Raw genomic sequence first — 26,670 nt, 5'->3', positions numbered from 1 at the left:
GTATGCCCTGTCCGAAAGCGAAGGCAAATTTCAAACGCAGCGAAACAACGTGCATCCGACCGGCACCCTGGCGGCACACAACGAGCGGCGCGCGATACTCACAGCCCCCCCTACCCCTGCCACCTTGTCACCCCCACTCATCGTCAGCCAGGTCATCGTGTTCACCACACACGAATGCGGCGAATGGACAGCCGGTTGTTCGCACCTCCGCACGCATCCCGGGGCGATTCAAACACATCGTATTCGTGCATGCGGCCATGCGTTCCATATATACTCTCGACCGGATTCTTGGTACGGGACGACGCCAAAGCAGGTTCCTGACACCATCAGGGCAATGGGCCACTGGCCACAGTCGGTTGCACAGTGCCCGAAGTCACCACGGCATCGCTTCCAATTCTGAAAGAATGCGTCGACGTGTTCGAGGACAGCGTGGAAAGCAAGAAGTACCGCATCACCGATTGCCAGCCTTGCAGAGGCGCCCCTTCAGTCGCACGGTTGCCCCACTTCGCCGGCACTCTAGAAACCTTTAAGCTCACATGATTGAATCTCAGCACAATACGCCGCTGATCCGATCGATCAGCATTCAGCTACGCGTCATCAGCGCGTTGCTGATGCGGGAAATATTGACACGCTATGGCCGCCACAATGTAGGCTTCCTGTGGATTTTTCTGGAGCCGATGACATTTACAGTCGGCGTCACGACGCTATGGAACCTGGTCAAGGCCGAACACGTCGCATCCATTTCGATTACTGCGTTCGCATTGACCGGCTATTCGGCCGTTCTTGTCTGGCGAAACTGCACCACTCGATGTGCGCTGGCGATCTTGCCGAACCAGAGCCTGCTCTATCACCGCAACGTTCGCGTCGTGGATTTTTTCTGGGCACGCATTCTGCTCGAAATCTCCGGCGCTACGATGTCGTGCATTATTCTGAGCGTCATCTATATCATTGTCGGTTGGATGGATCCTCCGAAGGACATCTCGCTTGTCTTGGCTGGATGGGTATATCTTTCCATTTTCGGGGCAGGATTGGCGCTGACGATTGGATCGCTTACCGAGCGGAGCGAAATGGTCGAGCGGCTCTGGCACACGATCGCCTATCTGGTTTTTCCGCTTTCCGGCTCGGCCTTTATGGTCGAATGGCTCCCCGAGGCGTGGCAAAAATATGCACTTCTCGTGCCCATGGTCAATGGCACCGAAATGCTGCGCGCCGGTTTTTTCGGATCCGTCGTCAAGACGCATTACGATATTACGTACATGGTATTCGTCGACGCGACACTGCTGTTCGTCGGCTTGTTCTTCACGCGCGAAGCGGGAAAGAGAGTGCAGCCCGATTGAGCTATCGGTAATCTCTACGCGATGCCGGGGCACGCGCCACCAATCAAAACATTTCGCGCCCCCGGCGCTCGTGAGCACTGTTGTACCTTCGCCGGCAGATATCCAGCGCGGACCATTTCCTAATCGAAGAACTGCACTGCATCGAGACCGGAGCGCGTATGACCAGGCCGCATCACATGTGCGCTGCGTCACACCGCGGCCACGAACACACCTGCGCCTTTCCCCGCCGCGCACGGCTTCACTGCGTCGACCATGGAGCCACGCTTCACCGCGCTGACGAGCCCATCGATCGTCAGGACACACGACACCAAGCGACCAACCGCGCGGCGTCCCGATGGACATGGACTCGCGGTTTCCGGCCTGTACGCTTCGCGAAGAACTTGGTCAACCCATCCCGCACCGGCACGGAAGCAGAACAGTGTGTGTCAGCGACGTGACGATCAGCCTTTGGATCCGCGAAACAGCGAGAAAAGTCCTGTCTCGACGAGCAAATATGCAGCCTGAATTCCATGCCACATACTTTCAGTCCTTACCGTGTATTATGGCTCTCTTGATAGGCTCGGCAGTCACGGCGGACCTTACGTTTCGACAGAAATGGATCCGGCAGGCCGTGCTCAATTGTACCCGGGCAGTTTGATGGACGTGATTCGAGCGCATTAAAGACTATATCTCGTAGCCCCCCCCAATGAAGGCACGCACGACGCGACATCGCTCAACCTCGAGAAGCCAGCCGACCGCACAAGAGGGAGTTCAGGAACAATAGTTTGTTTTGCAAGAATCGACTTGCGTGAATTTTGCAACATCGATCGGCGATATGCCGGGCTGTTGCTCGTTTTTCAAACATGCGGCCGTTCCGCGATGAACGGCGGTTTTAATGTTCGAGGTATTGGTCTGTGAAAATTGCAATCATTTCGAATTGCCAAGGAGCCAGTCTCGCGGCTTGCATGCGCGAGATGAGCGGAACGCTGGAGCCGCAGTTTTTCCTGCTGACGACGCTGTCGGATGGTTCGGTGACGGTGCCGTGGCTGTTCCAGGAATACGACGTTGTCATCGGGCAGCGATTCATCGAACAGCACATGGCGGACATGCCGCGCGACAAGCTGGTGCTCTTCCCGGATCTGGCATTCGTCGGCCATCACCCTGACATGACCTATCTGCAAGGGAAGCGCATCGGCAGCGACGTTCCCGAGGCAATTCAGGGCCCGATGATGCATTACAACTCGTCGCTCGTGGTTCATGGCTATCTGCGCGGCCTGTCTGCAGACGAGATCGAAGCGCGGTTCACGCGTGAGACTTTCCGGAAGCTCGGATACCTGAACGCCTGGTCGCATGCCGAAAGGGCGCTGCGAGAAGAAATTGCGGCGACCGGCCTGAATCTGCAGGGTGCCGTCGACAAATGGTTGCGCAGCGGCTGCTTTATGCACACGTACAACCATCCGACACTGTCGACGGTGGCCGATGTTGCACGCGCAGTTCTGGAACGCCTCGGCGTGCCCGTGATCAATCAGAATCCCGGACGGTACGCTCACGATCCGCTCGCATTGCTGCCGATCTGGCCGATTTATCCGGAGGTCGCGGAAGCAACGTCCTACCCCGAGTCAGGAGATTACGCGTTCAAGCAGGTTGAGCCGAACGGTGTCATCGGTCTGCGCGCGTTCATCGATGGGTCGCTTGCAACTTACCAGCAATTCGACCGGGATTCGATCATGCCGGTGAATTTCTATCTTGCCGAGTTTGATCGACGGTTGACGGAACCGGCGGCCGACGCTTTCGCGAATCCGTATCGCAACCTGCCAGACCATCAATTCTGGAAAAAGGGTGTTGCAACACCGGCGGCGACCGAGGTCGATCCGGTCGTGTCCGGCAAGTTTTTGGTCGCACAAGACCAGAAGGTCGCGACTGCTGGCAGTTGCTTTGCGCAACACATCGCGCGTACGCTGAGCGCCAATGGCTTCAACTACTTCATCCCGGAGCAAGCGCCCGAGGGGTCAACGAAAGAACAGGCCGCGAGCCGTAATTTTGGCGTATTCTCGGCGCGCTACGGCAACATTTACACGGCACGCCAGCTCGTGCAACTTCTCAAGCGTGTAAGCGGTGAATTCGTACCTCACGACCAGATGTGGCAACGAAAAGACGGGCGCTTCGTCGATCCGTTCCGCCCGCAGATCGAGCCTGAGGGTTTCGGTTCGGAGGAGGAACTCGTTGCATCACGCGCCGAACACTTCGCAGCTGTTCGTACCATGCTCGAGCAGATGGACGTGTTCGTATTCACGCTGGGGCTTACCGAGTCATGGCGCGCGAAATCCGACGGGGCGATTTTCCCGCTCGCACCGGGCGTCGCTGGCGGGTCAATGGATAGCGACAAATACGAGTTCGTCAATTTCTCGGCAGCCGAAGTGATTGCGGACATGAACGAGTTCATCGGCATGCTCAGCGTCATCAATCCGACATGCCGAGTGATCCTGACCGTGTCGCCGGTGCCGCTGATCGCAACATACGAACCGAAGCATGCACTGACGGCGACAACGTACAGCAAGTCGGTACTGCGTGTTGCGGCGGAAGAGCTGAGCACTGCGCATGCCCACGTTGGCTACTTCCCGTCGTTCGAAGTGATCACCGGCAACTACAATCGCGGCGCGTACTTCGATGACGACCTTCGTACGGTGACCGATGCGGGTGTAGCACATGTAATGCGGCTATTCATGAAACACTATGCTGGCGGCGAAACGCATCAGGCCGGCGCGGCGCCTGTCGAGCGGCCCGCAACGACGGCAGCCGACGAGCCAGCTCCCCTGCATCGCAACGTTACAGGCGTCGTCTGTGACGAAGAAGCGATCGCAAACTTCCAGGTCGGCTGAGCTTCTCTTAAGGGCAAGGGCGCGTCGCTATGGCGCCGCTTCCTTGCCCGGCTCGACGCTGTCCGCATCGCACTCGCTCACCGAATCTTCCGCAGGCAAGCAATAAGGCCTGCGCGCCACAATCAACGCATGGAACGCGTCGAGTCCGCTTTCATCGCGTTGTTTTCTTCGCGCAACGCGTACCTCATCAGTCATTCCCCCCTCTTTCGACTTGCAGCATCGGGGCCGGCGCCGACCAGGATGGCTTCTGGCACTACATCCGCTCCCTCCGCATCGTGGTTGCATCATATGTCGCACATGGTGTATATCAGGTTGGCGAACATCATTCGCCGTGAGATCCCGGATGCTGTGTCATGGGCGACGCGTGCCGATTTGACAGGAAATCGAGCGACGACGCATCCGGGTTCACATTTTCGCCATTCGGCGGCGCTACAAGAATGGATGCGGCCGTAGCGACGCACTGCCGGTCCGCTCACCGCCAAACACGTCGATCCAGCTTGGATTTTCCCCCGTCGCTGGAAGCCCGGTTCCCTTACATGCTTCGATGCCATCATCTGACGAGGTGGATCCACTCATGACAGAAACCACGTCTCCCGCAGCACAACCGCTCGACGACTGGCTGCATCGCGTACCCAACGATCTTTCCATCAGCCGGCACGGTGCATCGAAAATACTGGTTATCGGGTCATGTTTCTCGGAATTGCTCGCGCCCTACGCCGCGTTCGCATTCGAAGGCGCGAAAGTCGACTACATCCCCTACAATTTTGCAGGCCAGCTGCCGCCCAGCCCGCCGCATCCGATCGAAGAATACGCATTTCAGCTCATCGTGCTTCCAATGCGCACCGTCGCGCCGGAAACGATGACGGCACACCTGAACTATCAGAATCCGCAGAGCTACGTCGATACGTTCACCGAGTCTCGACAACGTCTTTTGCAACTGCTGAGCGGCGCATTGAGCTACAACGATTCGCAGCAGATCCTGACATTCGTCGCGAACTTCCTAGTTCCTCAGCAGAACGCCATGGGACGCATGTTGCCGCGATACGATCTGCGCAATCCCGTGTTCTACACCGAGAAGCTGAACGAACTGATCGCCGAAGAGATTGCCGCACGCCCAAATACCTACACGATCGACATCGACTCCATTTCGGCGACGATCGGCAAGAAATACATTCAAGATGACAGCATCTGGGTGCACGCGCACGGCACGATGATCTTCGATTTCGACTACCCACTCGACAGTCAACGCATCGAACCGCCCGCGCAATATAGTCAACAATACGAAGTCAAGACGAGCCAGTTTTGCGCGGCCGTATGGCATGAGCTGCGGGCGATGTACACGTCCGCGAGACAAATCGACTCCGTCAAGCTCATCATCGTCGACCTCGACGATACGCTGTGGCGAGGCGTGATCGCCGAAGAGGGTATTCGCTTCAACGCCATCGAAGGCTATCCGCTCGGCTTCATCGAAGCCCTTCAATTCCTGAAACGCCGCGGCATCTTGCTTGCCATCGCGAGCAAGAACGACGAACAACGCATCGGAGAATTGTGGGGTACGGAGGGCTTCGTCGGAGGCGTGATCTCGATGTCCGATTTCGCGTCGATCAAGATTAACTGGAAAACAAAGGTTGAAAACGTCCAGGAAATTCTCGCTGAAACGAATCTGCTTCCGAGAAACGTTGTCTTCATCGATGACAATCCGGTCGAGCGGGCCGCCGTGGCAGAGGCGTTTCCAGGCATGCGGGTTCTCGGCAGCGATATCTATCGTCTGCGCCGCGTGCTTCTCTGGTCCGGCGAAACACAGGTTGCGCACGTCTCCGACGAATCCGGCCGCCGCACTGAAATGATTCAGGCTCAGATCAAGCGCGAAAATGCTCGTGCGAAAATGAGTCGCGATGAATTCCTGCAATCTCTGCAAGTAAAGGTAACGGTACATCACGTGACGAATACAAGCGATGCCAGATTCACGCGTGCGTTCGAATTGGTCAACAAATCCAACCAGTTCAATACGACGGGGCGCCGATGGTCATTCGACGAGTGCGCTCGCGCATTCGATACCGGCACGATGATGCATGTCGCACACGTGATCGACAAGTACACGGACTACGGCCTCGTCGCCGTCGCGATCGTGCAGAACGAGCGTATCGAACAGTATGTCATGAGCTGCCGCGTCTTCGGACTCGGTGTCGAGCAATCCCTGTTGGCCGCTATCACGTCGGCGATTCACACACATTCCGATGCGGTCGGTCGCGTCGTCGAAACACCGGCGAACGCGCTTGGTCGAGTGGTCTATTCGACATGTGGTTTCACCGAAGTAACGCCTGGAACATGGGTTCTGTCACGCCAGCAGCGACTCGCAGCGCCACAGCACGTCACCTTCTCGGTCGCCGAGCCGACCGCCGTCTAACTCCGCAACAGGAGATGTGCCGTCGAGCGTTGTCTCTCGAGTTTAGACGCGACCGCCGTCAGCAAGCATGCGAACGATCGCGCATGCGACATGTCGGCACGGCTTCCATCTGATCGACACCGGGAAGGCAATTGTCGAACGCCTCACGATCATCGGGTTGCCAATATCATTTACCCTGACAATCCCTGACAGTCCAACGACTCGCCCCGGTTGCTGTGCCGCCGTCGCACCGGTATAACTGCGCAGCCACGCGCACATCGCGCCCCGATCCCCTATCCGGAGAACGCATGATCGATCTCGCCACAGCCCAGCAATTCCTGATGACCCGCGGTCTCGACTTCGGCCTCAACCTCCTCGCCGCGATCGTCTTGTGGTTCGTCGGCCGCTGGGCGATCCGCATCGGTACCCGCCTGCTCGGCAAGGTCGTGCGCCGCAGCGGCAAGGTCGACCCGACACTGACCGACTACCTGACGTCCGTCGTCGGCGTGCTGCTGACGATCCTCCTGATCCTCGCGATCCTGCAGATCTTCGGTGTGCAGACGACCTCGTTCGCCGCGTTGCTCGCCGGCCTCGGCCTCGCGATCGGTACCGCCTGGGGCGGCCTGCTCGCGCACTTCGCCGCAGGCGTGTTTATGCAGGTGCTGCGTCCGTTCAAGATCGGCGACGTGATCAACGCGGGCGGCGTCACGGGCACGGTCAAGGAGCTCGGCCTGTTCGGCACGACGATCGTCACGCCCGACAACATCGTGACGATCGTCGGCAACAACAAGATCTTCTCGGACAACATCGCGAACTACAGTGCCACGCCGCACCGCCGCGTCGACCTGACCGCGAAGATCGCGAACAGCGTCGATGCGGTCGACGCGATCAACCGCCTGAAGACGTCGATCCAGCAGATCCCGAACGTGCTGACCACTCCGGCGCCGGACGTCGGCGTGCTGCAGTTCACGCCGGAAGGCCCGCTGCTGTTCGTGCGCCCGTCCACGGCACCCGAGAACTACTGGCAGGTGTATTGCGACACCAACCGCGTGATCATCGAGACGTTCCGCGACGCGCAATACCCGACGCCCGAAACCCCGATCTCGCATCGCAACGCGTAACGGCGTCGCCGGACGAAAAAAAAGCGTGGCACCCGCCACGCTTTTTTTACTGCACCGAGACGAGAACGAAACGCTCCCGCTCAGCGCCCGCCCGCCTTCGGCGCATTATCCGACTGCTTCCCCCGCACCAGCTTCCACACCGCGCCAAGCGCGACCGGCACGACCGCCGCTCCGATCCCGACCAGCACGATCACGTTCAGGTACTGGCGAATGAACGGGATGTTGCCGAAGAAATAGCCGAGCAGCACGAGCAGCAGCACCCACACCAGCGCACCGATCACGTTGAAAAGCTGAAAACGTGCGGCGCTCATCGACGATGCCCCCGCCACGAACGGCGCGAACGTCCGCACGACCGGAATGAAGCGCGCGAGCACGATCGTCTTGCCGCCGTGCTTGTCGTAGAACGAGTGGGTCTTCTGCAGCGCGGCGCGATCGAGGAAGCGCTCGAGCACCGGGATATGCGTATTGAATACCTTCGGGCCGACCCAGCGGCCGATCAGGTAGTTCACGGTATTGCCGGAAATCGCCGCGACCAGCAGCAGCACGATCAGCAGGCCGACATTCATTTCGCCCGTCGCCGCGAACGCGCCGCCGATGAACAGCAGCGAATCGCCGGGCAGGAACGGAAACACGACGAGCCCCGTCTCGCAGAACACGATCAGGAACAGCACGAGATAAACCCACGCGCCGTACTGCCGGATGAAATCGCCGAGGAAGGCGTCGATATGCAGGACAAGGTTGACGAAATGAAGCAGCGTATCCAAATGCGATTCCTCGAAGGCGATAGGGCCGGAACGGCCGAAAAGGCTGAAGCGCCCACCGGTCAAGGCCGGGCGTGTTACGGACCCATGATACCGAAACTCCCTTAAGGCTCCGTGAAAAAACGTAACCGCCGGTCGCCCCGGCACGCATTCGCCGCCTCGCTATAATTCGGCCATGTCCGATATCACCGAAACGGCCGCGGGCGCCGCGCCCGCCCCTGCTCCGCGCCCGCTGCGCGCAATCCAGCCCCTGCCCGACCAGCTGATCAGCCAGATCGCCGCCGGCGAGGTCGTCGAACGCCCGGCGTCGGTCGTCAAGGAACTGCTCGAAAACGCGATGGACGCCGGCGCCAGCACGCTGCGCATCGTGCTGGAAGAAGGCGGCGTCAAGCGCATCTCGATCACCGACGACGGCTGCGGGATTCCGCCGGACGAGCTGGCGCTCGCACTGATGCGCCATGCGACCAGCAAGATCCGCTCGCTCGAGGAGCTCGAGGCGGTCGCGACGCTCGGGTTCCGCGGCGAAGCGCTCGCGTCGATCGCGTCGGTCGCCGAGATGTCGATCACGAGCCGGACGGCCGATGCCGCGCATGCGATGAAGATCGACGCGCAGACGGGCGTGCTGTCGCCGGCCGCCGGCGCGACCGGCACGACGATCGAGGTGCGCGAGCTGTACTTCAACACGCCCGCGCGGCGCAAGTTCCTGAAGAGCGAGCAGACCGAGTTCGGCCACTGCCTGGAAATGATTCGCCGCGCGGCGCTCGCGCGGCCGGACGTCGCGATCTCGGTGCTGCACAACGGCAAGGCGGTCGAACACTGGAACGCGACCGAGCCGGCGCAGCGCGTCGCGAAGATCCTCGGCGACAGCTTCGCGACCGCGCACCTGCCGCTCGACGAGCAGGCCGGCCCGCTCGCGGTCTACGGCTGCGCCGGCCTGCCGACCGCAAGCCGCGGTCGCGCCGACCAGCAATACTTCTTCGTCAACGGCCGCTTCGTGCGCGACAAGCTGCTGACGCACGCAGTGCGCGCGGCCTACGAGGACGTGCTGCACGGCGACCGCTACCCGTCGTATGTGCTGTTTCTTGACCTGCCGCCCGAAGCCGTCGACGTGAACGTGCACCCGTCGAAGATCGAGGTGCGCTTCCGCGATTCGCGCTCGATCCACCAATATGTTTTCCATGCGGTCCAGCGCGCGTTGGCGCGCCACGCGGGCGCGTCGCCGGAAACCACGGCGGGCGGCCATGCCGCACATATCGAACCGACGCCACGCGGGCCTTCTTCGTTCCTGGACACACCGCTCGGGCAGAGCCAGGGCCACGCAACCGGCAACGGCGGTAGCGGCTTCTCGTCGCCGTCGTCGTCCTCGTCGTCGGGCAACACATGGATGCGTCAGGCGCGGATGACCCAGGGCACGCTGCCCGTTGCGCAGCCGCTCGCGCTCTATGACGCGCTGTTCGGCCGCAAGGATACGGGCGCCGGCACGCCGGACGGCACGACGACCCTCGCACGCGATTCGGCCGACGCGCCGATCGCACCGCTGTCGGGCTTCACCGCATCGCCGATCGCCGCGACCACGCACGACGAGCAGCCGCTTGGCTTCGCGCTGGGCCAGATCCACGGCATTTACGTGCTCGCGCAGAATGCGCACGGCCTCGTGATCGTCGACATGCACGCGGCGCACGAGCGGATCCTGTACGAACAGTTCAAGAACGCGCTCGCCGACCGCTCGGTCGCCGTGCAGGTGCTGCTGCTGCCGATCTCGATGACGGCCACGCCGGTCGAGATCGGGACGGTCGAGGAAGAGCGCGACACGCTCGAATCGCTCGGCTTCGACCTGGCGGTGCTGTCGCCGACGACGCTCGCGATCCGCGCGGTCCCGGCGCTACTGAAGGATGCCGACCTGCAGTCGCTCGCGCGCGCGGTGCTCGCCGATCTGCACGCGTTCGGCGGCTCGCGCGTGCTCACCGAGCGTCAGCACGAACTGCTCGGCACGCTCGCGTGCCACCACGCGGTGCGCGCGAACCGGCGCCTGACGCTCGACGAGATGAACGCGCTGCTGCGGCAGATGGAAGCGACCGAACGCGCGGACCAGTGCAATCACGGCCGGCCGACGTGGTATCAGCTCACGCTGAACGACCTCGACCGCCTCTTCATGCGCGGACAATGAGCGCAGCACAGCACGCCAACCCCAGCCCGACGACGATCGCCTGCCTGCTCGGCCCCACCGCATCGGGCAAGACAGCCGCGGCGCTGGCGCTCGCCGCGCGCCGCCCGATCGAGATCGTCAGCGTCGATTCGGCGCTCGTCTACCGCGACATGGATATCGGTACCGCGAAGCCTTCGCTCGACGAGCGCGCGAGCGTGCCGCATCACCTGATCGACATCATCGATCCGGCCGACGCGTATTCGGCCGCGAGTTTCCGCGCGGACACGTTGCGCCTGATCGGCGAGATCGCCGCGCGCGGCCGCACGCCGCTGCTCGCGGGCGGCACGATGCTGTACTACAAGGCGCTGACGCAGGGACTCAACGACCTGCCGGGCGCCGATCCGGACGTGCGCGCGACGCTCGATGCCGAAGCCGAGCGCGATGGCTGGCCCGCGCTGCACGCGCGGCTCGCGCAGGTCGATCCCGACACGGCCGCGCGACTCGCGCCGAACGATTCGCAGCGGATCCAGCGTGCGCTCGAAGTGTTCATGCTGAGCGGGCAGCCGATGTCGGTGCTGCTTGCCGCGCCGCGCCGCACCGACGATGCGGCCGCCGCTTACCGCTTCGTGCCGGTCGCGCTCGAACCGTCGGATCGCGCGGTATTGCACAAACGGATCGCGCAGCGCTTCGACGCAATGCTGGACGCGGGCTTCATCGACGAAGTCGAACGGCTGCGCCGTCGCGAGGATCTCCATCCCGACCTGCCGTCGATGCGCTGCGTCGGCTACCGGCAGGCGTGGGAATTCCTCGACGGCGATACCGATTACCGGACGATGCGCGACAAGGGCATCTTCGCGACGCGCCAGCTCTGCAAGCGCCAGATCACCTGGCTGCGCGCGATGCCGGAGCGGATCGTCGTCGACTGCATCGCGCCGGACTCGACGGCCCGCGCACTCGACGCGCTCGAACGCGTGCTCGACGGCCGCACGCCGGACTGACCGCGTCAGCCGCGCTCGCGCACTGCTAGATGCGCGCGGGCGCCGTCGACGATCAAGGCGACGCCGCGCTCGAACGCTTCATCGCCGCCGCGCGCGCGCAGCGCGGCCCAGCCCTTCGCGAGCAGCGGATACTCGGCCGCGTCCGGCAGCGGCGCATCGGCGTCGCCGTCCGCTTCCGCCTGCTCTTCCAGCACCCATCCAACCACGAAGCGGCCCAGCGCATACATCACGTCGACCGCCTCGTCCGGCGCGAAACCCGCGTCGCCGAGCAGCGCGACCTTGCGTTCGATCGAGCCGAAATGCAGCGCGCGCGGCCGCGTACCGGCATGCAGGCGCGCACCGTCGCGATAGGCCAGCAGCGCACGACGGAAACTGCGCGCGTTGTCCAAAAGCCACGCATCCCACGCTTCGCCCTGCCGCGGCAGCGACGCATCGTGACGCTCGAGCATGATCGCCTCGGCCATCGCATCGAGCAGTTCGCCCTTGTTCCTGAAATGCCAGTAAAGCGTCGGCGACTGCACGCCGAGCCGCTCGGCGAGCTTCCGCGTCGACAGCCCGTCGATGCCGACTTCGTCGAGCAGCTCGAGCGCCGCGCGCAATACCGTGTCGCGCGTCAGCCGCGCCCCTGTGTCCTTCATCTCTATCACCGATAGGGAAAGCTGTGGAATAATTGCCACTCTATCACCGATAGAGTCACGCTCTTGAATCCGTCCCTGATTGCCATCCTGGCCACGGTCCTGCTCGACGCGATCGGCGTCGGGATCGTGATGCCGATCCTGCCCGGGCTGCTGCGCTCGCTCGCCGACGCAGGCAGCACCGACACCCATTACGGGATCCTGCTCGCGCTGTACGCGTTCGCGCAGTTCCTGTGCGCCCCACTGCTCGGCGCGCTGAGCGACCGCTTCGGCCGCCGGCCCGTCCTGCTCGCGTCGCTCGCGGGCGCCGCGCTCGACTACCTGCTGATGGCGCTCGCGCCGACCCTCGCGTGGCTTTACGTGGGGCGGCTGATCGCGGGCATCACCGGCGCGAACGTCGCGGTCGCGACTGCCTATGTCACCGACGTCACCGCCGAACCCGATCGAGCACGACGCTTCGGCCAGCTCGGCGCGATGATGGGCATCGGCTTCATCGCGGGTCCGCTGATCGGCGGCCTGCTCGGCGCGCTACACCTGCGCGCACCGTTCGTCGCGGCCGCCGTGCTCAATGCGCTCAATCTCGTGCTCGTCTGGCGCGCGCTGCCGGAATCACGACCGCGTTCGGCCCGCGAAAGCCATGCGGTTGGCGCACTCAATCCGTTCGCGAGCCTGCGCCGCCTGACCGGCGCGCCCGCGCTCGCACCGCTGATCGGCATTTACGTGATCGTGGCGCTGGTGTCGCAGGCGCCGGCGACACTGTGGATCCTGTATGGCCAGGCGCATTTCGGCTGGTCGACGCCGATCGCGGGGCTGTCGCTGGCGGGCTACGGCGCGTGTCACGCACTCGCGCAGGCATTCGCGATCGGGCCGCTGATCGCGCAACTCGGCGAGCGCCGCGCGCTGGCTCTGGGCCTCGCGGGTGACGCGCTCGGGCTCGCGGCGATCGCATTCGCGACCGCCGCGTGGGTGCCGTTCGCGCTGCTGCCGCTGTTCGCGGCAGGCGGCATGACGCTGCCGGCCCTGCAGGCGATGCTCGCGCGGCAGGTCGACGATGCGCGCCAGGGTGAACTGCAAGGCGCGCTCGCGAGCGTGGCGAGCCTGATCGGCGTCGCGGGGCCGCCGGTCGTCACCGCGACCTACGCGGCGACACGCGCGACGTGGCCGGGGCTCGTCTGGGCCGCGGCCGCACTGCTTTATCTGCTCGTCCCGCCGTTGCTGGCCGGTGCACGCGCCGCGAACTCAGGCGCACCGCGCCCGTCGGCATGAAAAAAAGCCGCCCGGATCGACTCCGGGCGGCTTTCCTTGCTGCATCTGCTGCAGGCAGTGCGTCAGACCACGACCGTCTGCGCCTCGCCTTCGCGGGTCGCACGCACGGTGCCGATCTTCCACACCTGTTCGCCGGCGGCGGTCAGGTCGGCGATCGCTGCGTCGGCATCGGCCGCCGACACGATCACGGCCATGCCGATGCCGCAGTTGAACACGCGGTGCATTTCCGCATCGGCGACACCGCCGTGTTCCTGCAGCCACTTGAACAGCGGCGGCAGCGGCCAGGCGTTCTGGTCGAGCTCGGCGGTGAGGCCTTCGCGCAGCACGCGCGGGATGTTCTCGACGAGACCGCCGCCCGTGATGTGCGCCATGCCCTTCACCGACAGCTTCTGCATCAGCGCGAGCAGCGGCTTCACGTAGATGCGCGTGGGTGCCATCAGCGCGTCGGCCAGCGAGCGGCCGTGGAAATCGGCCGACAGGTCGGGGTTCGCGCGCTCGATGATCTTGCGCACGAGCGAGAAGCCGTTCGAGTGGATGCCGCTCGATGCGAGGCCCAGCACAACGTCGCCCTCGGCGATCGTGCTGCCGTCGATGATCTTGCTCTTCTCGACCGCGCCGACCGCGAAGCCGGCCAGGTCGTATTCGCCGTCCGGGTACATGCCCGGCATTTCGGCGGTTTCACCGCCGATCAGCGCGCAGCCCGACAGTTCGCAACCCTGCGCGATGCCCTTGACGACCGTTGCCGCGGTGTCGACGTCGAGCTTGCCGCACGCGAAGTAGTCGAGGAAGAACAGCGGCTCGGCGCCCTGCACGAGGATGTCGTTCACGCTCATCGCGACGAGATCCTGGCCGACGGTGTCGTGTTTGTTCAGATGAAACGCCAGCTTGAGCTTGGTGCCCACGCCGTCGGTGCCCGATACGAGCACGGGCTCCTTGTACTTCTTCGGCACTTCGAACAGCGCGCCGAACCCGCCGATGCCGCCGAGCACGCCGTCGCGCAGGGTTTTCTTCGCAAAAGGCTTGATCTTGTCGATGAGTGCGTCGCCTGCGTCGATGTCGACACCTGCGTCGCGATAGGACAGACCCTGAGCGTCGGGAGCGGATTTCGGAGGATTCATGGGGGAATGCGAGAAGGTCGGTAAAATGCGATTTTACCCGAAGCCGGCCCGTTGGCCGGAATTCCCAGCACCGAATCGTCAGGGATTGCATCTTGGTCAACACGTCCCCGTTTTCATCGCCGAGCGAACCGCGCCGAAACCGGCGTGGCGCCGTGCGTGCGGCCGCGCGTGAAGCCCGTGAAGACGCAAGCCCCGGCGCGTGCCCGGCGTACGGCGCGCGTATTTTCAACCGACCCGCATTGTGACTGTTGTGTCTCGTCAACTGACGCTCGATCTCGGCACGCCGCCGCCCGCCACGTTCGACAACTTCATCATGAACGAGGAGAACGACGAGCTCATCTCGCGCCTGCAGAAGCTCGACCTCGCGCTCGCGGCGGGCCCCGTGCCGGACCGGTCGTTCTACATCTGGGGCGAGCCCGGCTGCGGCCGCACCCATCTGCTGCAGGCGCTCGTGAGCGACGCGTCGTACGGCTATGCGCGCTACCTGACGCCGCAGAGCCCGCTCGGCGCGTTCACGTTCGACCCGCGCATCGGCATCTACGCGATCGACGATTGCGACCGGATGAGCGACACGCAGCAGGTCGCGCTGTTCAACCTGTTCAACGAAGTGCGCGCGCACCCGTCGAGCGCGTTCGTCGCGGCGGGCCCCGCGGCGCCGCTCGCGCTCGACGTGCGCGAGGATCTCCGCACGCGCCTCGGCTGGGGGCTCGTGTTCCACCTGTCGCCGCCGTCCGACGCCGGCAAGATCGCCGTGCTCAAGCTCGCGGCGAAGGAGCGCGGGATCGCGCTCACCGACGACATCGCCGCCTACCTGCTGACCCATTTCCGCCGCGACATGCCGAGCCTGATGGCGCTGCTCGACGCGCTCGATCGCTTTTCGCTCGAGCAGAAACGCGCCGTCACGCTGCCGTTGCTGCGCCGCATGCTGGCGCGTCCCGGCGACGACATCACACCACCGGGCACGGGCCCGAACCGCTTCGAGTAAAATGCGCTTCCATGACTAATCTGGCACTCTTTGACCTCGATCACACGTTGATCCCGACCGATAGCGACCACGAATGGGGCCGCTTCATGGTGAAGCTCGGCATCGTCGACGCGGAAAGCTTCTCGCGTCAGAACGATCAGTTCTTCGCCGACTACAAGGCCGGCAAGCTCGACATCCACGCGTACCTCACGGCGATGATCACGCCGCTCGCGAAGTATTCGCGCGCGCAGCTGGCCGAATGGCACGATCAGTACATGCACGAGGTGATCCGGCCCGCCATGACACCCGCCGCGCTCGAGCTCGTGCGCAAGCACCTCGATGCGGGCGACCTGTGCTGCGTGGTGACGGCGACCAACGAATTCATCACGCGCCCGATCGCGTCCGCGTTCGGTGTCGACACGCTGATCGCCTGCGAGGTCGAAACGACCGACGGGCATCCCGATTCGCCGTACACGGGCCGGCCGACCGGCACGCCGAGCTATCGCGAAGGCAAGATCGTGCGGACCGAAGCGTGGCTCGCGTCGCTCGGCAAGCAATGGAGCGACTTCCCGCACACCTATTTCTACAGCGACTCGCACAACGACATCCCGTTGCTCGAGAAAGTCACCGACCCGATCGCGACCAACCCTGACGACACGCTGCGTGCGCATGCAAGCAACCGCGGCTGGCGCATCCTCGATCTCTTCTGAACGTCGTGATCAAAAAATTCATCCGCAAGCTGCTCGGCCAGGACGAAACCGAGCAAACGTCTCCCGCAACGGCTCCGGCCGACGAAGCGGCCCCTGCTACCCCGCGCGCCCCGAAGGGCGCCCGCGGCGGCGGCGCGAAAAAACCGCGCAGCAACCATGAACCGACCGTCGTGCCGGCCAGCGTGCACGGCATCAATCCGGCGCTGATCTCGAAGAACGCCGTGCGCGTGACCGACACGCTGCAGCAGGCGGGCTTCCGTGCCTTCATCGTCGGCGGAGCGGTACGCGACCTGCTGCTCGGCATCGCGCCGAAGGACTTCGACGTCGCGACCGACGCAACGCCGACCGAGGTGCAGCGCCTGTTCCGCCGCGCACGCCTGATCGGCCGCCGCTTCCAGATCGTGCACGTGCAGTTCGGCCAGGAGCTGATCGAGGTGTCGACGTTCCGCGCGCTGGTCGATGCGCCGCCCGAGGCGGCCGCTGCCGAGCCGCCGAAGCGCCTGAAGCGCGACGAACTCGATCGCCGCACGCACGCGGTGGACGCGAGCGGCCGCGTGCTGCGCGACAACGTGTGGGGCGAGCAGCACGAAGACGCCGCGCGCCGCGACTTCACGATCAACGCGATGTACTACGACCCGTCGACACAGACGGTGCTCGACTACCACGACGGGATGGCCGACGTGCGCGCCCGCCTGTTGCGGATGATCGGCGATCCGGCCACGCGCTTCCGCGAGGATCCGGTGCGGATGCTGCGCGTCGTGCGCTTCGCGGCCAAGCTCGGTTTCGAGATCGAGCCGCATACGCGCGAACCGATCAACGCGCTCGCCGACCTGATCAACAACGTGCCGGCCGCGCGCCTGTTCGACGAAATGCTGAAGCTGCTGCTGTCGGGCCACGCACTCGCGTGCCTGACGCGGCTGCGCAAGGAGGGCCTGCACCACGGGCTGCTGCCGCTGCTCGACGTGGTGCTCGAACAGCCGCAGGGCGAGAAGTTCATCACGCTCGCGCTGAACAACACCGATGCACGCGTGCGCGCCGGCAAGCCGGTCTCGCCGGGCTTCCTGTTCGCGACGCTGCTGTGGCACGACATGCGCCAGCGCTTCGAGCAATACACGGCCGAAGGTGAAATTCCGGTGCCGGCACTCCATCGCGCGATGGACGACGTGCTCGACATGCAGACCGAGAAACTCGCGATCCACAAGCGTTACTCGGCCGACATGCGCGAGATCTGGGGCCTGCAGTTGCGCCTCGAGAAACGCTCGGGCCGCAGCGCGATGCGGCTGCTGGAACACCAAAGGTTTAGAGCGGGGTATGATTTCCTCCTGTTACGCTGCGAATCCGGCGAGCTCGATGCGGAAGTCGGACAGTGGTGGACGGATTTCATCGAAGGCGACGCGGCCGCTCGCGAGGCATTGCTGACGCAGGGCGGCACGAAGGAAAAATCGCCCCGCAAGCGGCGCCGCCGCGGCGGCGTGCGAAACCGCAAGCCGGGTGAAGGTGCCGCCGAGCCGGCACCGGACGCCTCGGGCGGTTCCGACGACTGACGCGCTCGCCGGCGAACGACGTAGGAAGTGATGCCATGACGGTTGCATATATCGGACTGGGGGCGAATCTCGGCGATGCGCGCCAGACCCTGAAGGACGCGGTGGTGTGCCTTGCGCAGCAGCGCACCATCTCGATCCTCGGCAAATCGAGCCTGTATCGCACGGCGCCCTTCGAAGCGGGCGGCGACGACTACTACAATTGCGTCGTCAAGCTCGACACGACGCTGTCGGCCCGCGAGCTGCTCGCGCTGTGCCAGAAGATCGAACATCACTTCGGCCGCGAGCGCCCGTATCGCAATGCGCCGCGCACGCTCGATCTCGACATCCTGCTGTTCGGCGACGATTCGATCGACGAGCCCGACCTGATCGTCCCGCATCCGCGCCTCACCGACCGTGCGTTCGCGCTCGTGCCGCTCGTCGAGATCGAGCCGGCACTCGACATCCCCGCTCGCGGCCGAGCCGACACCTTCCTTGCCGCCGTCGCGGACCAGCGCGTCGAGAAGGTGCAGACCTGCCAGTGCCTGATGCAGAAGGCGCTCGCTGCCAGCGAAGACGCCGACAAGAACCGCTGCCGATGACCCCGACTCCCCTTACCGTCACCGCGCCCGACCTGCGCGCCCCGCACCGCTATCTCGTGATCGAAGGCCCGATCGGCGTCGGCAAGACGACGCTCGCGCGCCTGCTCGGCGAACGCTGGTCGATGCAGACGCTGCTCGAGCGCCCGCAGGACAACCCGTTCCTCGAACGCTTCTATCGCGACACCGCGCGCTACGCGCTGCCCGTGCAGCTATCGTTCGCGCTGCAGCGCGCGCAGCAGGCCCGCGAACTGATCGGTGCGCTCGACACGGGCCGCCCGGTCATCGCCGATTTCATGCCGCAGAAGAACGACATCTTCGCGCGGCTGAACCTGCCGGAAGACGAGTGGCAGCTCTACCGCTCGGTCGCGACGCACGTGGACGTGCCGCAGGCACCGTCGCCCGACCTCGTCGTCTACCTGCAGGCGAGCCCCGAAGTGCTGTTCTCGCGCATCCAGAAGCGCGGGCTGCCGATGGAGCTGCAGATCAGCGATGCGTACCTGCGCTCGCTCGTCGACGCGTACAACGAATTCTTCTACCACTACGACCGCACGCCGGTGCTGACGGTCGCCGCCGAACACCTGAATCCGCTGGATTCCCCCGAAGATCTCGCCCTGCTGGTCGAGCGCATCGAGACGATGCGCGGCCGCAAGGAATTCTTCGTCAAGGGCGAGACGACGCGCTGACGCGTCCTCGCCTGTCGTTCCACCCCCATTCGAACCGGATTTCCCATGACCTATCTCCAGGAATCGAGCCGGCCTGCCGTCACGGTGCCCAAGCTGCAGGCAATGCGCGACGCCGGCGAGAAGATCGCGATGCTCACCTGCTACGACGCGAGCTTTGCCGCACTGCTCGACCGTTCGGGCGTCGACGTGCTGCTGATCGGCGATTCGCTCGGCAACGTGCTGCAGGGCCACACGACCACGCTGCCCGTGTCGCTCGACGACATCGCGTATCACACCGCCTGTGTCGCCCGTGCGCAGCCGCGCGCGCTGATCATGGCCGACCTGCCGTTCGGCACGTACGGCACGCCGGCGGAGGCATTCGCAAGCAGCGTCAAGCTGATGCGCGCCGGGGCGCAGATGGTCAAGCTCGAAGGCGGCGAATGGCTCGCCGAGACGATCCGCTTCCTCGTCGAGCGCGCGGTGCCCGTGTGTGCGCACGTGGGCCTCACGCCGCAGTCGGTGCATGCGTTCGGTGGCTTCAAGGTGCAGGGCAAGACCGAAGCCGGTGCGGCGCAACTGCTGCGCGACGCGCGTGCGGTCGAAGCGGCCGGTGCGCAGGTCGTCCTGCTCGAAGCCGTGCCGACACTGATCGGTTCCGAAGTCACGCAGATGCTGCGCGTGCCGACGATCGGCATCGGCGCAGGCGCCGACTGCTCGGGCCAGGTGCTCGTGCTGCACGACATGCTCGGCGTGTTCCCCGGCAAGCGGCCGCGCTTCGTGAAGGATTTCATGCAGGGCGAGCCGAACATCCAGGCGGCCGTCGAAGCGTATGTGCGCGCGGTGAAGGACGGTTCGTTCCCCGGCCCCGAGCATTCGTTCTGACGTCCGGCGCGGTGCCGGCGATGCGTTCGCCGGCGCCTCGATGAAAAAAACGCGGCGCCCTTTGCGGGGCGCCGCGTTTTTTCTTTCTCACGCTGCCGGCAGCGGTCGATTATCCGCCGGTTACTTCAGTACCGCGTCGAGCGCGCCGCGCAGCGCATTGGTCAGCAGCAGCGCCTCCGCACGCGCGAGATCGTCGCGGGTCACGACCCGCTCCGTCGCGCCGAACGCACGATCGTCGAGCAGCACGCCACGCATCACGCCCGGCAGCACGCCGGACTCGAGCGGCGGCGTCACCCACTGGCCATCGAGCTTCACGAACAGGTTCGAGCGCCCGCCTTCCGTCACCTCGCCGCGCTCGTTGACGAACAGCATGTCGAAGCCGCCGAGCGCCTCCGCCGCCTGCCACGCGCGATCGTATTCGGCGCGGCGCGTGGTCTTGTGCAGCAGCAGCGCATCGCCCGCACGGGTCGGCTCGAAGCCGTGCGCGGACGCCAGCAGCACGCCGACCGGCCCCGCCGGCAGCGGCTTGAGCGGTGCCGCGATGATCTCGATCGTGCCGTCCTTCGCGAGTGCGAGCTTCATCCGGTACGCGCCGTCGCCGTCGAGCGCCGCGCAGCGCGCGTCGATCTCGCGACGTAACGCATCGGCGTCGAAGCGGAAGCCGAACGCATCCGCGCTACGCTGCAGCCGCGCGAGATGACGATCGAGATGCCGGATGCCGTCCGCACGCGTGGCGGCCGTCGTTTCGAACAGCTGGAAGCCGGGATCGGCGTCCGTCAGGAATCGCGCTTTCAATTCGCACTCCGCATATTCGTCGGCTGCAACGCTGTCGAGCACGATGCCCGCGCCGACGCCCATCGTGCCGCGGCGCCGGGCGGCGATCACCGTTGTCGGATGGCGTGCTTCGGCGTCGGCCACACCGGCGCTGCCATCACCTTCGCTGTCGTCACCATCACTGGCAGCATCGAGCGTCAGCGTACGGATCGCGACCGACAGGCAGAAATCACCGCAACCGGCCAGGCGATCGCCCGGCGCGTCGGAATCGGCGCGTTGCTTCGCAGCGTCAAGCCAGCCGATCGCGCCCGTATAGAGCCCGCGTGGCGTCGATTCGATCGCGTCGATCAGTTCCATCGTCTTGTGCTTCGGCGCGCCCGTGATCGATCCGCACGGAAACAGCGCACGCAGCGTCTGCGCGAACGTCGTCCCGGCGCGCCAGCCTGCCTCGACCGTCGACGTCATCTGCCACACCGACGCATACGGCTCGACGGAGAACAGCGCCGGCACGCGAACCGTGCCGGTGCGCGCGATCCGCGACACGTCGTTGCGCAGCAGGTCGACGATCATCACGTTTTCCGCGCGGTTCTTCGGGTCGTTCGCGAGGAACGTGGCCGCCGCCGCATCGTCGCGAGGGTCGGCCGAACGCGGTGCCGTGCCCTTCATCGGCCGCGCGCGCAGCACGTCTCCGTGCTTCTCGACGAACAGCTCGGGCGAGCACGACACGACCCACGTCCCGTCGGGCAACGCGATCAGCGCGCCGTAGCGCACGGGCTGGCGCGCACGCAGCCGCCGGTACAGCGCGAGCGGCGTGCCGAACACGTCGAAGTTCAGCCGGTACGTGTAGTTGACCTGATACGAATCGCCCGCGCGCAGCGCGTCGTGCACCGCGGCGATCGCCGCATCGAACGCATCGCGCGATACGCTCTTTTCGACATGCGCGACGCCCGCGATCGACGGCGCGCCGCCGCCATCCTGCTGAGCGAGCCACGCGTCGACTTCGTCGCGCGACAGGCGCTCGCAGCGCGCAAACAGCAAAAAGCGCAGCGGGGCATGGCCCGGCTGCGCTCGTTGCAGGTTGCGTCCGAATTCGTAATCGCCGACGACGACCGCATGCAGCCCGTCGCGCAGATCCTGCGCCACCGCCGCGTCGACCTCGTCGAGCCGAGCCGGATCCGTGCACACGCGTTCGCGCACGAACCCCGAATACAAACGACTCGACCGCGCGAGCGCGGTCGAGTCGCAATCGTCCAAGAGCGCGAACGACGCGCTCTCGTTGCCTTCAGTCATGCTGTTACTCGAGTTACTCGAAGAAGCTCTTCACACGGTCGAACCAGCTCTTGCTCTGCGGGCTGTGACGCGCGCCGCCCTCGGCCAGCGATTTCTCGAACTGCTTGAGCAGGTCGCGCTGGTTGTCGGTCAGCTTCACCGGCGTCTCGACCTGCACGTGGACGTACAGATCGCCCGCGATGCTCGAACGCAGCCCCTTGATGCCCTTGCCGCGCAGGCGGAACGTCTTGCCCGACTGCGTGCCTTCCGGCACCGGGAACGACGCACGGCCGGCCAGCGTCGGCACCTCGATCTCGCCGCCGAGCGCGGCGGTCGTGAACGGGATCGGCATCTGGCAGTGGAGATCGTCGCCGTCGCGCTCGAACACCGAATGCGGCTTGATGTGGATCTCGACGTACAGGTCGCCCGGCGGCCCGCCGTTGATGCCCGGCTCGCCGTTGCCGGCCGAGCGGATCCGCATCCCGTCGTCGATCCCGGCCGGGATCTTCACTTCGAGCGTCTTGGTTTCCTTCACCTTGCCCGACCCGTGGCAATGCACGCACGGCTCGGGAATGTAGGTGCCCGTGCCGTGGCACTTCGGGCAGGTCTGCTGGATGCTGAAGAAGCCCTGCGACATGCGCACCGTGCCCTGGCCGTGACAGGTCGGGCAGGTTTCCGGCTTCGTGCCGGGCTTCGCACCCGACCCGTGGCAGACCTCGCACGACACCCAGCTCGGCACGCGGATCTGCGTGTCGTAGCCGTGTGCGGCCTGCTCGAGCGTGATTTCCATGCTGTAGCGCAGGTCGGCGCCGCGATACACCTGCGGGCCGCCACGGCCGCCGCGCGCGGCGCCGCCCGCCGCCTGGCCGAAGATGTCGCCGAAGATGTCGCCGAACGCGTCCGCGAAGCCGCCGAAGCCCTGTGCGCCCGCACCGCCCATGTTCGGATCGACGCCCGCGTGGCCGTACTGGTCGTACGCTGCCCGCTTCTGGCCGTCCGACAGCATTTCATAGGCTTCCTTCACCTCCTTGAAATGCTCTTCCGCATCCTTGCTGTCCGGATTGCGGTCAGGGTGATACTTCATCGCAAGCTTGCGATACGCCTTCTTGATTTCGTCGTCGCTCGCATTCTTCGCGACGCCCAGAACCTCGTAGTAATCCCGTTTCGCCATATCGATTCACTGTGCCGCCACGCATCGCGCACGCGGCGGCTCCTTTCGCCTGCAGTAAAGTCTCTCGACTCGTCTGGCGCTGCGCCCGCCGCGGACGGCGCGTGCAGCACCCGCCAAAAAACAAATGTGCCCGGAGGGCCGCGAAGCCCGCCAGGCGTGGAGTCGATCCGGCCATCCGGAAGGAAAGACAGACCGCTTGTCAGCCAACCCGTCAGCCGCGCCGCGCGCGGGTGGCGCGCGGCGTGCGGCACCGGGGCAACCCGGCTTAGTCCTTCTTCACTTCCTTGAACTCGGCGTCGACGACATCGTCGGCAGCCTGTTGCGCACCGCCCGCGTGGGCCGCGCCTTCCGCTGCGCCCGCTGCGCCGGCCGCACCTGCTTGCTGTGCCTGCATGTCGGCGTACATCTTTTCGCCGAGCTTCTGCGACACCTTGCCGAGTTCCTCGACCTTCGCGTCGATCGCAGCCTTGTCGGCCGACGAGTCCTTCAGCACTTCCTCGAGCGACTTCAGCGACGCTTCGATGGCTTCCTTCTCGCCCGCGTCCAGCTTGTCGCCGTACTCGGTCAGCGCCTTCTTCGTGCTGTGGACCAGCGCGTCGCCCTGGTTGCGCGAATCAGCCAGCTCGCGCAGCTTGTGATCTTCCGCTGCGTTCGCTTCCGCGTCCTTGATCATCTGGTCGATTTCAGCCTCGGACAGACCCGAGTTCGCCTTGATCGTGATCTTGTTTTCCTTGCCGGTCGCCTTGTCCTTCGCGCCGACGTGCAGGATGCCGTTCGCGTCGATGTCGAAGGTCACTTCGATCTGCGGCACGCCGCGCGGTGCCGGCGGGATGCCTTCGAGGTTGAACTCGCCGAGCAGCTTGTTGCCGGCTGCCATTTCGCGTTCACCCTGGAACACCTTGATCGTCACGGCGCCCTGGTTGTCGTCCGCCGTCGAGTACACCTGGGCGTGCTTCGTCGGGATCGTCGTGTTCTTGCTGATCATCTTCGTCATCACGCCGCCGAGCGTCTCGATGCCGAGCGACAGCGGGGTCACGTCGAGCAGCAGCACGTCCTTGCGGTCGCCCGACAGGACCTGGCCCTGGATCGCCGCGCCGACTGCGACGGCTTCGTCCGGGTTCACGTCACGGCGCGGATCCTTGCCGAAGAATTCCTTCACCTTCTCCAGCACCTTCGGCATGCGCGTCTGGCCGCCGACCAGGATCACGTCGTCGATGTCCGACACCTTGACGCCTGCGTCCTTGATCGCGATGCGGCACGGTTCGATCGTGCGCTCGACGAGGTCTTCCACCAGCGCTTCCAGCTTCGCGCGGGTGATCTTCAGGTTCAAGTGCTTCGGGCCCGACGCGTCAGCCGTGATGTACGGCAGGTTGATTTCGGTCTGCTGGCTCGACGACAGCTCGATCTTCGCCTTTTCAGCGGCTTCCTTCAGGCGCTGCAGCGCGAGCACGTCCTTCGACAGGTCGACGCCCTGCTCCTTCTTGAACTCGCCGATGATGTAATCGATGATGCGCTGGTCGAAGTCTTCGCCGCCGAGGAACGTGTCGCCGTTGGTCGACAGCACTTCGAACTGCATTTCGCCGTCGACGTCCGCGATTTCGATGATCGACACGTCGAACGTACCGCCGCCGAGGTCATACACGGCGATCTTGCGGTCGCCCTTCTCGGCCTTGTCGAGGCCGAACGCGAGCGCAGCCGCCGTCGGCTCGTTGATGATCCGCTTGACTTCGAGGCCCGCGATGCGGCCGGCGTCCTTGGTTGCCTGGCGCTGGCTGTCGTTGAAGTACGCCGGCACCGTGATCACGGCTTCCGTGACCGGCTCGCCGAGGTAGTCTTCGGCCGTCTTCTTCATCTTGCGCAGCACTTCCGCCGACACTTGCGGCGGCGCGAGCTTCTCGCCGTGCGCTTCAACCCATGCATCGCCGTTGTCGGCCTTGATGATGGCGTACGGCATCAGGCCGATGTCCTTCTGGACTTCCTTCTCTTCGAAGCGGCGGCCGATCAGGCGCTTCACGGCGAACAGCGTGTTCTTCGGGTTGGTCACCGACTGGCGCTTGGCCGGCGCGCCGACCAGCACTTCGTTGTCGTCCATGTAGGCGATGATCGACGGCGTGGTGCGCGTGCCTTCCGAGTTCTCGATGACCTTGACCTGGTTGCCTTCCATGATGGCGACGCACGAGTTCGTGGTGCCGAGGTCAATACCGATGATCTTTCCCATTTTTTCCTAATCTCCAGAAATGCTTGTTTGCTGCGCAAAACCCCGCGTTTTGGGGCAGTTTCGCGCGCCAGAATTCAACTCTGTTCCCGAAATGCGTCCGTCCGGTTCGTTTTCAAGACCCGACGTGCGATGCGGGTATTAAATTTTTTCAATCGCCGCCGGCTAGCGGATCGCCCCCGGCGGATTGCCGCCCGCCGCGGCGATTTTCGCGCGTGCCGCCGACACCGCTGCCTGGAACTGCGCGAGGCCATGCCAGCCCGTCGCGCGGCCGAGCCGCTTGCCGCGGTGGAAGAAGAACCACGTCGGCACGCCGTGCAGCCCGAAGCGGCGCCCCAGCTGGTGGTGTTCGTACACGTTGCAATGGAACCACTTCAGGTCCAGCGCGCGGATCGCGTCGGGCTGGGCGAGCATCGCCTTCTTCGCGATCTCGCAGTTGAAGCAGTCGACGCCCCAGAAGAACACCACCGCGAGCGCATCGCCCGCGCCGTCGATCGCCGCGTCGAACGTGCCGGCGTCCAGCGCCTGCATGTCGAACGCGTCGAACGCGGCCGGATCGACGCCGGCAGGCAGCATCGCGGGCCTTACTTCGGCTGCGCGACGGTGACGAGCGCCGGACGCAGCACGCGGTCGGCGATCATGTAGCCCTTTTGCAGCACGGCGACGACGGTATTCGGCTCCTGGTCGGCCGGCACCATCGAAATGGCCTGGTGCTGGTGGGGATCGAACTTCTCGCCGACCGGGTTCAGCGCGACGACGCGGCCCTTCTCGAGCGCGCTCGTCAGCTGGCGCAGCGTCAGTTCGACGCCTTCGCGCACCTTCGCGATGTCGCCGGACGTATCGTTGACGGCCGCTTCCAGGCTGTCCAGCACGGGCAGCAGGTGCTCCGCAAAACTCTCGATCGCGAACTTGTGCGCCTTCGAGACGTCGTCCTGCGCGCGGCGGCGGACGTTCTCGGTTTCGGCCTTCGCCCGCAGGAAGCTCTCCTGCAGCTCGGCGACCTTGGCTTGAGCCTCCGCGAGCGCCGCGTCGGCTGCTTCGGCGGCGGGAGCAGCGCCTTGCGCCGCCTGCTTCTCGCTGCCGATCTCTTCGGCCGATTTGGATGCCGGGTTCTCTTGCGTGTTTTCCATGTCGCTGAAAGTCGATTAGAGGTTGAAGCCAAATCGGCAACCGCCGGACCGTATATCCGGTGGCACCGCACATTGCTGGTGCAAATAAGGGTGAAAACGACGATTTCAAGAGGGTTATTCGCCGGCATTCTCCAATACCGCGAAA

The 26,670-nt window shown here is 64.7% G+C and carries 22 protein-coding genes; 13 read left to right on the top strand and 9 right to left on the bottom strand.

Features of this window, described 5'->3' with window-relative positions; translation table 11 throughout:
- Window positions 1-536 precede the first annotated feature (536 nt).
- Both CFB43_RS03680 and CFB43_RS38310 read left to right on the top strand, forming a co-directional pair.
- Window positions 537-1,337 carry an ABC transporter permease gene (locus CFB43_RS03680; RefSeq protein WP_089494144.1) on the top strand — a complete coding sequence of 267 codons (801 nt, stop codon included), beginning with the start codon at window positions 537-539 and terminating at the stop codon, window positions 1,335-1,337.
- Window positions 1,338-2,230: 893 nt separating this feature from the next.
- On the top strand, window positions 2,231-4,195 hold the full coding sequence (locus CFB43_RS38310) for a GSCFA domain-containing protein (protein ID WP_179254795.1): 1,965 nt from the start codon (window positions 2,231-2,233) through the stop codon (window positions 4,193-4,195).
- Between the two features lie 27 nt (window positions 4,196-4,222).
- Here CFB43_RS38310 and CFB43_RS38305 read toward each other — a convergent pair whose 3' ends face one another.
- Window positions 4,223-4,390, bottom strand: a complete 168-nt coding sequence (locus CFB43_RS38305) for a hypothetical protein (protein ID WP_179254794.1) — start codon at window positions 4,388-4,390, stop codon at window positions 4,223-4,225.
- Between the two features lie 379 nt (window positions 4,391-4,769).
- On the opposite strand from CFB43_RS38305, the gene CFB43_RS03670 reads away from it, so the two are divergent.
- Window positions 4,770-6,602, top strand: coding sequence for an HAD-IIIC family phosphatase (locus CFB43_RS03670; RefSeq protein ID WP_179254793.1), 1,833 nt, complete (start codon window positions 4,770-4,772; stop codon window positions 6,600-6,602).
- 287 nt (window positions 6,603-6,889) lie between these two features.
- Complete coding sequence (locus tag CFB43_RS03665) at window positions 6,890-7,702, top strand: mechanosensitive ion channel family protein (protein WP_089494142.1); 813 nt, start codon at window positions 6,890-6,892, stop codon at window positions 7,700-7,702.
- A gap of 80 nt (window positions 7,703-7,782) precedes the next feature.
- Here CFB43_RS03665 and CFB43_RS03660 read toward each other — a convergent pair whose 3' ends face one another.
- Entirely contained in the window at window positions 7,783-8,466 is a 684-nt protein-coding gene (locus tag CFB43_RS03660) for a DedA family protein (RefSeq protein ID WP_089494141.1), read from the bottom strand.
- Between the two features lie 172 nt (window positions 8,467-8,638).
- Here CFB43_RS03660 and mutL point away from each other — a divergent pair, with 172 nt between their 5' ends.
- Both mutL and miaA read left to right on the top strand, forming a co-directional pair.
- Window positions 8,639-10,630: a DNA mismatch repair endonuclease MutL gene (gene mutL, locus CFB43_RS03655; protein ID WP_089494140.1), complete on the top strand. Its 1,992-nt coding sequence runs from the start codon at window positions 8,639-8,641 to the stop codon at window positions 10,628-10,630.
- Window positions 10,627-11,607 carry a tRNA (adenosine(37)-N6)-dimethylallyltransferase MiaA gene (miaA, locus tag CFB43_RS03650; protein WP_089494139.1) on the top strand — a complete coding sequence of 327 codons (981 nt, stop codon included), beginning with the start codon at window positions 10,627-10,629 and terminating at the stop codon, window positions 11,605-11,607. The genes mutL and miaA overlap by 4 nt, the downstream gene beginning before the upstream one ends.
- 5 nt (window positions 11,608-11,612) lie before the next feature.
- On the opposite strand, the gene tetR is transcribed toward miaA, so the two are convergent.
- Window positions 11,613-12,245, bottom strand: a complete 633-nt coding sequence (gene tetR, locus CFB43_RS03645) for a tetracycline resistance transcriptional repressor TetR (RefSeq protein WP_089494138.1) — start codon at window positions 12,243-12,245, stop codon at window positions 11,613-11,615.
- 63 nt (window positions 12,246-12,308) lie between these two features.
- Between tetR and tet the strand changes: the two genes are divergently transcribed.
- On the top strand, window positions 12,309-13,508 hold the full coding sequence (gene tet, locus CFB43_RS03640; RefSeq protein ID WP_089494137.1) for a Tet(A)/Tet(B)/Tet(C) family tetracycline efflux MFS transporter: 1,200 nt from the start codon (window positions 12,309-12,311) through the stop codon (window positions 13,506-13,508).
- Between the two features lie 62 nt (window positions 13,509-13,570).
- Here tet and purM read toward each other — a convergent pair whose 3' ends face one another.
- The gene (purM, locus tag CFB43_RS03635) at window positions 13,571-14,626 is read right to left on the bottom strand and encodes a phosphoribosylformylglycinamidine cyclo-ligase (RefSeq protein WP_006484927.1); all 1,056 of its coding nucleotides are present in this window, start codon (window positions 14,624-14,626) and stop codon (window positions 13,571-13,573) included.
- A 250-nt stretch (window positions 14,627-14,876) separates the two neighbouring features.
- Between purM and hda the strand changes: the two genes are divergently transcribed.
- From hda to panB, 6 genes are read left to right on the top strand one after another with little or no spacing between them, the layout of a single operon-like run.
- A complete protein-coding gene (gene hda / locus CFB43_RS03630) occupies window positions 14,877-15,611 on the top strand; it encodes a DnaA regulatory inactivator Hda (protein WP_006484992.1) in 735 nt (244 codons plus the stop codon).
- Between the two features lie 11 nt (window positions 15,612-15,622).
- Window positions 15,623-16,300 (top strand): HAD family hydrolase, encoded by a 678-nt coding sequence (locus tag CFB43_RS03625; protein WP_089424564.1) that lies wholly within the window; start codon window positions 15,623-15,625, stop codon window positions 16,298-16,300.
- Window positions 16,301-16,305: 5 nt separating this feature from the next.
- Complete coding sequence (gene pcnB, locus CFB43_RS03620) at window positions 16,306-17,844, top strand: polynucleotide adenylyltransferase PcnB (protein WP_089494136.1); 1,539 nt, start codon at window positions 16,306-16,308, stop codon at window positions 17,842-17,844.
- A 35-nt stretch (window positions 17,845-17,879) separates the two neighbouring features.
- Window positions 17,880-18,422 carry a 2-amino-4-hydroxy-6-hydroxymethyldihydropteridine diphosphokinase gene (gene folK, locus CFB43_RS03615; protein WP_089424562.1) on the top strand — a complete coding sequence of 181 codons (543 nt, stop codon included), beginning with the start codon at window positions 17,880-17,882 and terminating at the stop codon, window positions 18,420-18,422.
- Window positions 18,419-19,105: a deoxynucleoside kinase gene (locus tag CFB43_RS03610; protein WP_089424561.1), complete on the top strand. Its 687-nt coding sequence runs from the start codon at window positions 18,419-18,421 to the stop codon at window positions 19,103-19,105. Before folK ends, CFB43_RS03610 begins: the two co-directional genes overlap by 4 nt.
- Before the next feature lie 45 nt (window positions 19,106-19,150).
- Window positions 19,151-19,966 (top strand): 3-methyl-2-oxobutanoate hydroxymethyltransferase, encoded by an 816-nt coding sequence (panB, locus tag CFB43_RS03605; protein WP_089460443.1) that lies wholly within the window; start codon window positions 19,151-19,153, stop codon window positions 19,964-19,966.
- Between the two features lie 120 nt (window positions 19,967-20,086).
- On the opposite strand, the gene CFB43_RS03600 is transcribed toward panB, so the two are convergent.
- The 5 genes from CFB43_RS03600 to grpE all read right to left on the bottom strand — a co-directional run bounded on the left by CFB43_RS03600 (window position 20,087) and on the right by grpE (window position 26,525).
- Window positions 20,087-22,030, bottom strand: a complete 1,944-nt coding sequence (locus CFB43_RS03600; protein ID WP_089494135.1) for a chorismate-binding protein — start codon at window positions 22,028-22,030, stop codon at window positions 20,087-20,089.
- Between the two features lie 13 nt (window positions 22,031-22,043).
- Complete coding sequence (gene dnaJ / locus CFB43_RS03595) at window positions 22,044-23,180, bottom strand: molecular chaperone DnaJ (protein ID WP_089430628.1); 1,137 nt, start codon at window positions 23,178-23,180, stop codon at window positions 22,044-22,046.
- Between the two features lie 265 nt (window positions 23,181-23,445).
- Window positions 23,446-25,398 (bottom strand): molecular chaperone DnaK, encoded by a 1,953-nt coding sequence (gene dnaK / locus CFB43_RS03590; protein ID WP_089424556.1) that lies wholly within the window; start codon window positions 25,396-25,398, stop codon window positions 23,446-23,448.
- A 162-nt stretch (window positions 25,399-25,560) separates the two neighbouring features.
- Complete coding sequence (locus tag CFB43_RS03585; RefSeq protein ID WP_089472186.1) at window positions 25,561-25,971, bottom strand: thioredoxin family protein; 411 nt, start codon at window positions 25,969-25,971, stop codon at window positions 25,561-25,563.
- 8 nt (window positions 25,972-25,979) lie between these two features.
- Complete coding sequence (gene grpE / locus CFB43_RS03580; protein ID WP_089494134.1) at window positions 25,980-26,525, bottom strand: nucleotide exchange factor GrpE; 546 nt, start codon at window positions 26,523-26,525, stop codon at window positions 25,980-25,982.
- Window positions 26,526-26,670: the final 145 nt, after the last annotated feature.

The organism is Burkholderia sp. AU15512, from assembly GCF_002223325.1.
GTDB lineage: Bacteria > Pseudomonadota > Gammaproteobacteria > Burkholderiales > Burkholderiaceae > Burkholderia.
The sequence above is the reverse complement of the archived record's forward strand: the minus strand, read 5'-3'. Positions and strand labels throughout refer to the sequence as shown.

Excerpts from the sequence above, each read along its gene's own strand:
- CFB43_RS03680 (WP_089494144.1), top strand. The coding sequence starts at position 537 with ATGATTGAATCTCAGCACAATACGCCGCTGATCCGATCGATCAGCATT.
- CFB43_RS38305 (WP_179254794.1), bottom strand. The coding sequence starts at position 4,390 with ATGACTGATGAGGTACGCGTTGCGCGAAGAAAACAACGCGATGAAAGC.
- CFB43_RS03670 (WP_179254793.1), top strand. The coding sequence starts at position 4,770 with ATGACAGAAACCACGTCTCCCGCAGCACAACCGCTCGACGACTGGCTG.
- CFB43_RS03665 (WP_089494142.1), top strand. The coding sequence starts at position 6,890 with ATGATCGATCTCGCCACAGCCCAGCAATTCCTGATGACCCGCGGTCTC.
- mutL (WP_089494140.1), top strand. The coding sequence starts at position 8,639 with ATGTCCGATATCACCGAAACGGCCGCGGGCGCCGCGCCCGCCCCTGCT.
- miaA (WP_089494139.1), top strand. The coding sequence starts at position 10,627 with ATGAGCGCAGCACAGCACGCCAACCCCAGCCCGACGACGATCGCCTGC.
- tetR (WP_089494138.1), bottom strand. The coding sequence starts at position 12,245 with ATGAAGGACACAGGGGCGCGGCTGACGCGCGACACGGTATTGCGCGCG.
- purM (WP_006484927.1), bottom strand. The coding sequence starts at position 14,626 with ATGAATCCTCCGAAATCCGCTCCCGACGCTCAGGGTCTGTCCTATCGC.
- CFB43_RS03625 (WP_089424564.1), top strand. The coding sequence starts at position 15,623 with ATGACTAATCTGGCACTCTTTGACCTCGATCACACGTTGATCCCGACC.
- folK (WP_089424562.1), top strand. The coding sequence starts at position 17,880 with ATGACGGTTGCATATATCGGACTGGGGGCGAATCTCGGCGATGCGCGC.
- CFB43_RS03610 (WP_089424561.1), top strand. The coding sequence starts at position 18,419 with ATGACCCCGACTCCCCTTACCGTCACCGCGCCCGACCTGCGCGCCCCG.
- panB (WP_089460443.1), top strand. The coding sequence starts at position 19,151 with ATGACCTATCTCCAGGAATCGAGCCGGCCTGCCGTCACGGTGCCCAAG.
- CFB43_RS03600 (WP_089494135.1), bottom strand. The coding sequence starts at position 22,030 with ATGACTGAAGGCAACGAGAGCGCGTCGTTCGCGCTCTTGGACGATTGC.
- dnaJ (WP_089430628.1), bottom strand. The coding sequence starts at position 23,180 with ATGGCGAAACGGGATTACTACGAGGTTCTGGGCGTCGCGAAGAATGCG.
- dnaK (WP_089424556.1), bottom strand. The coding sequence starts at position 25,398 with ATGGGAAAGATCATCGGTATTGACCTCGGCACCACGAACTCGTGCGTC.
- CFB43_RS03585 (WP_089472186.1), bottom strand. The coding sequence starts at position 25,971 with ATGCTGCCTGCCGGCGTCGATCCGGCCGCGTTCGACGCGTTCGACATG.
- grpE (WP_089494134.1), bottom strand. The coding sequence starts at position 26,525 with ATGGAAAACACGCAAGAGAACCCGGCATCCAAATCGGCCGAAGAGATC.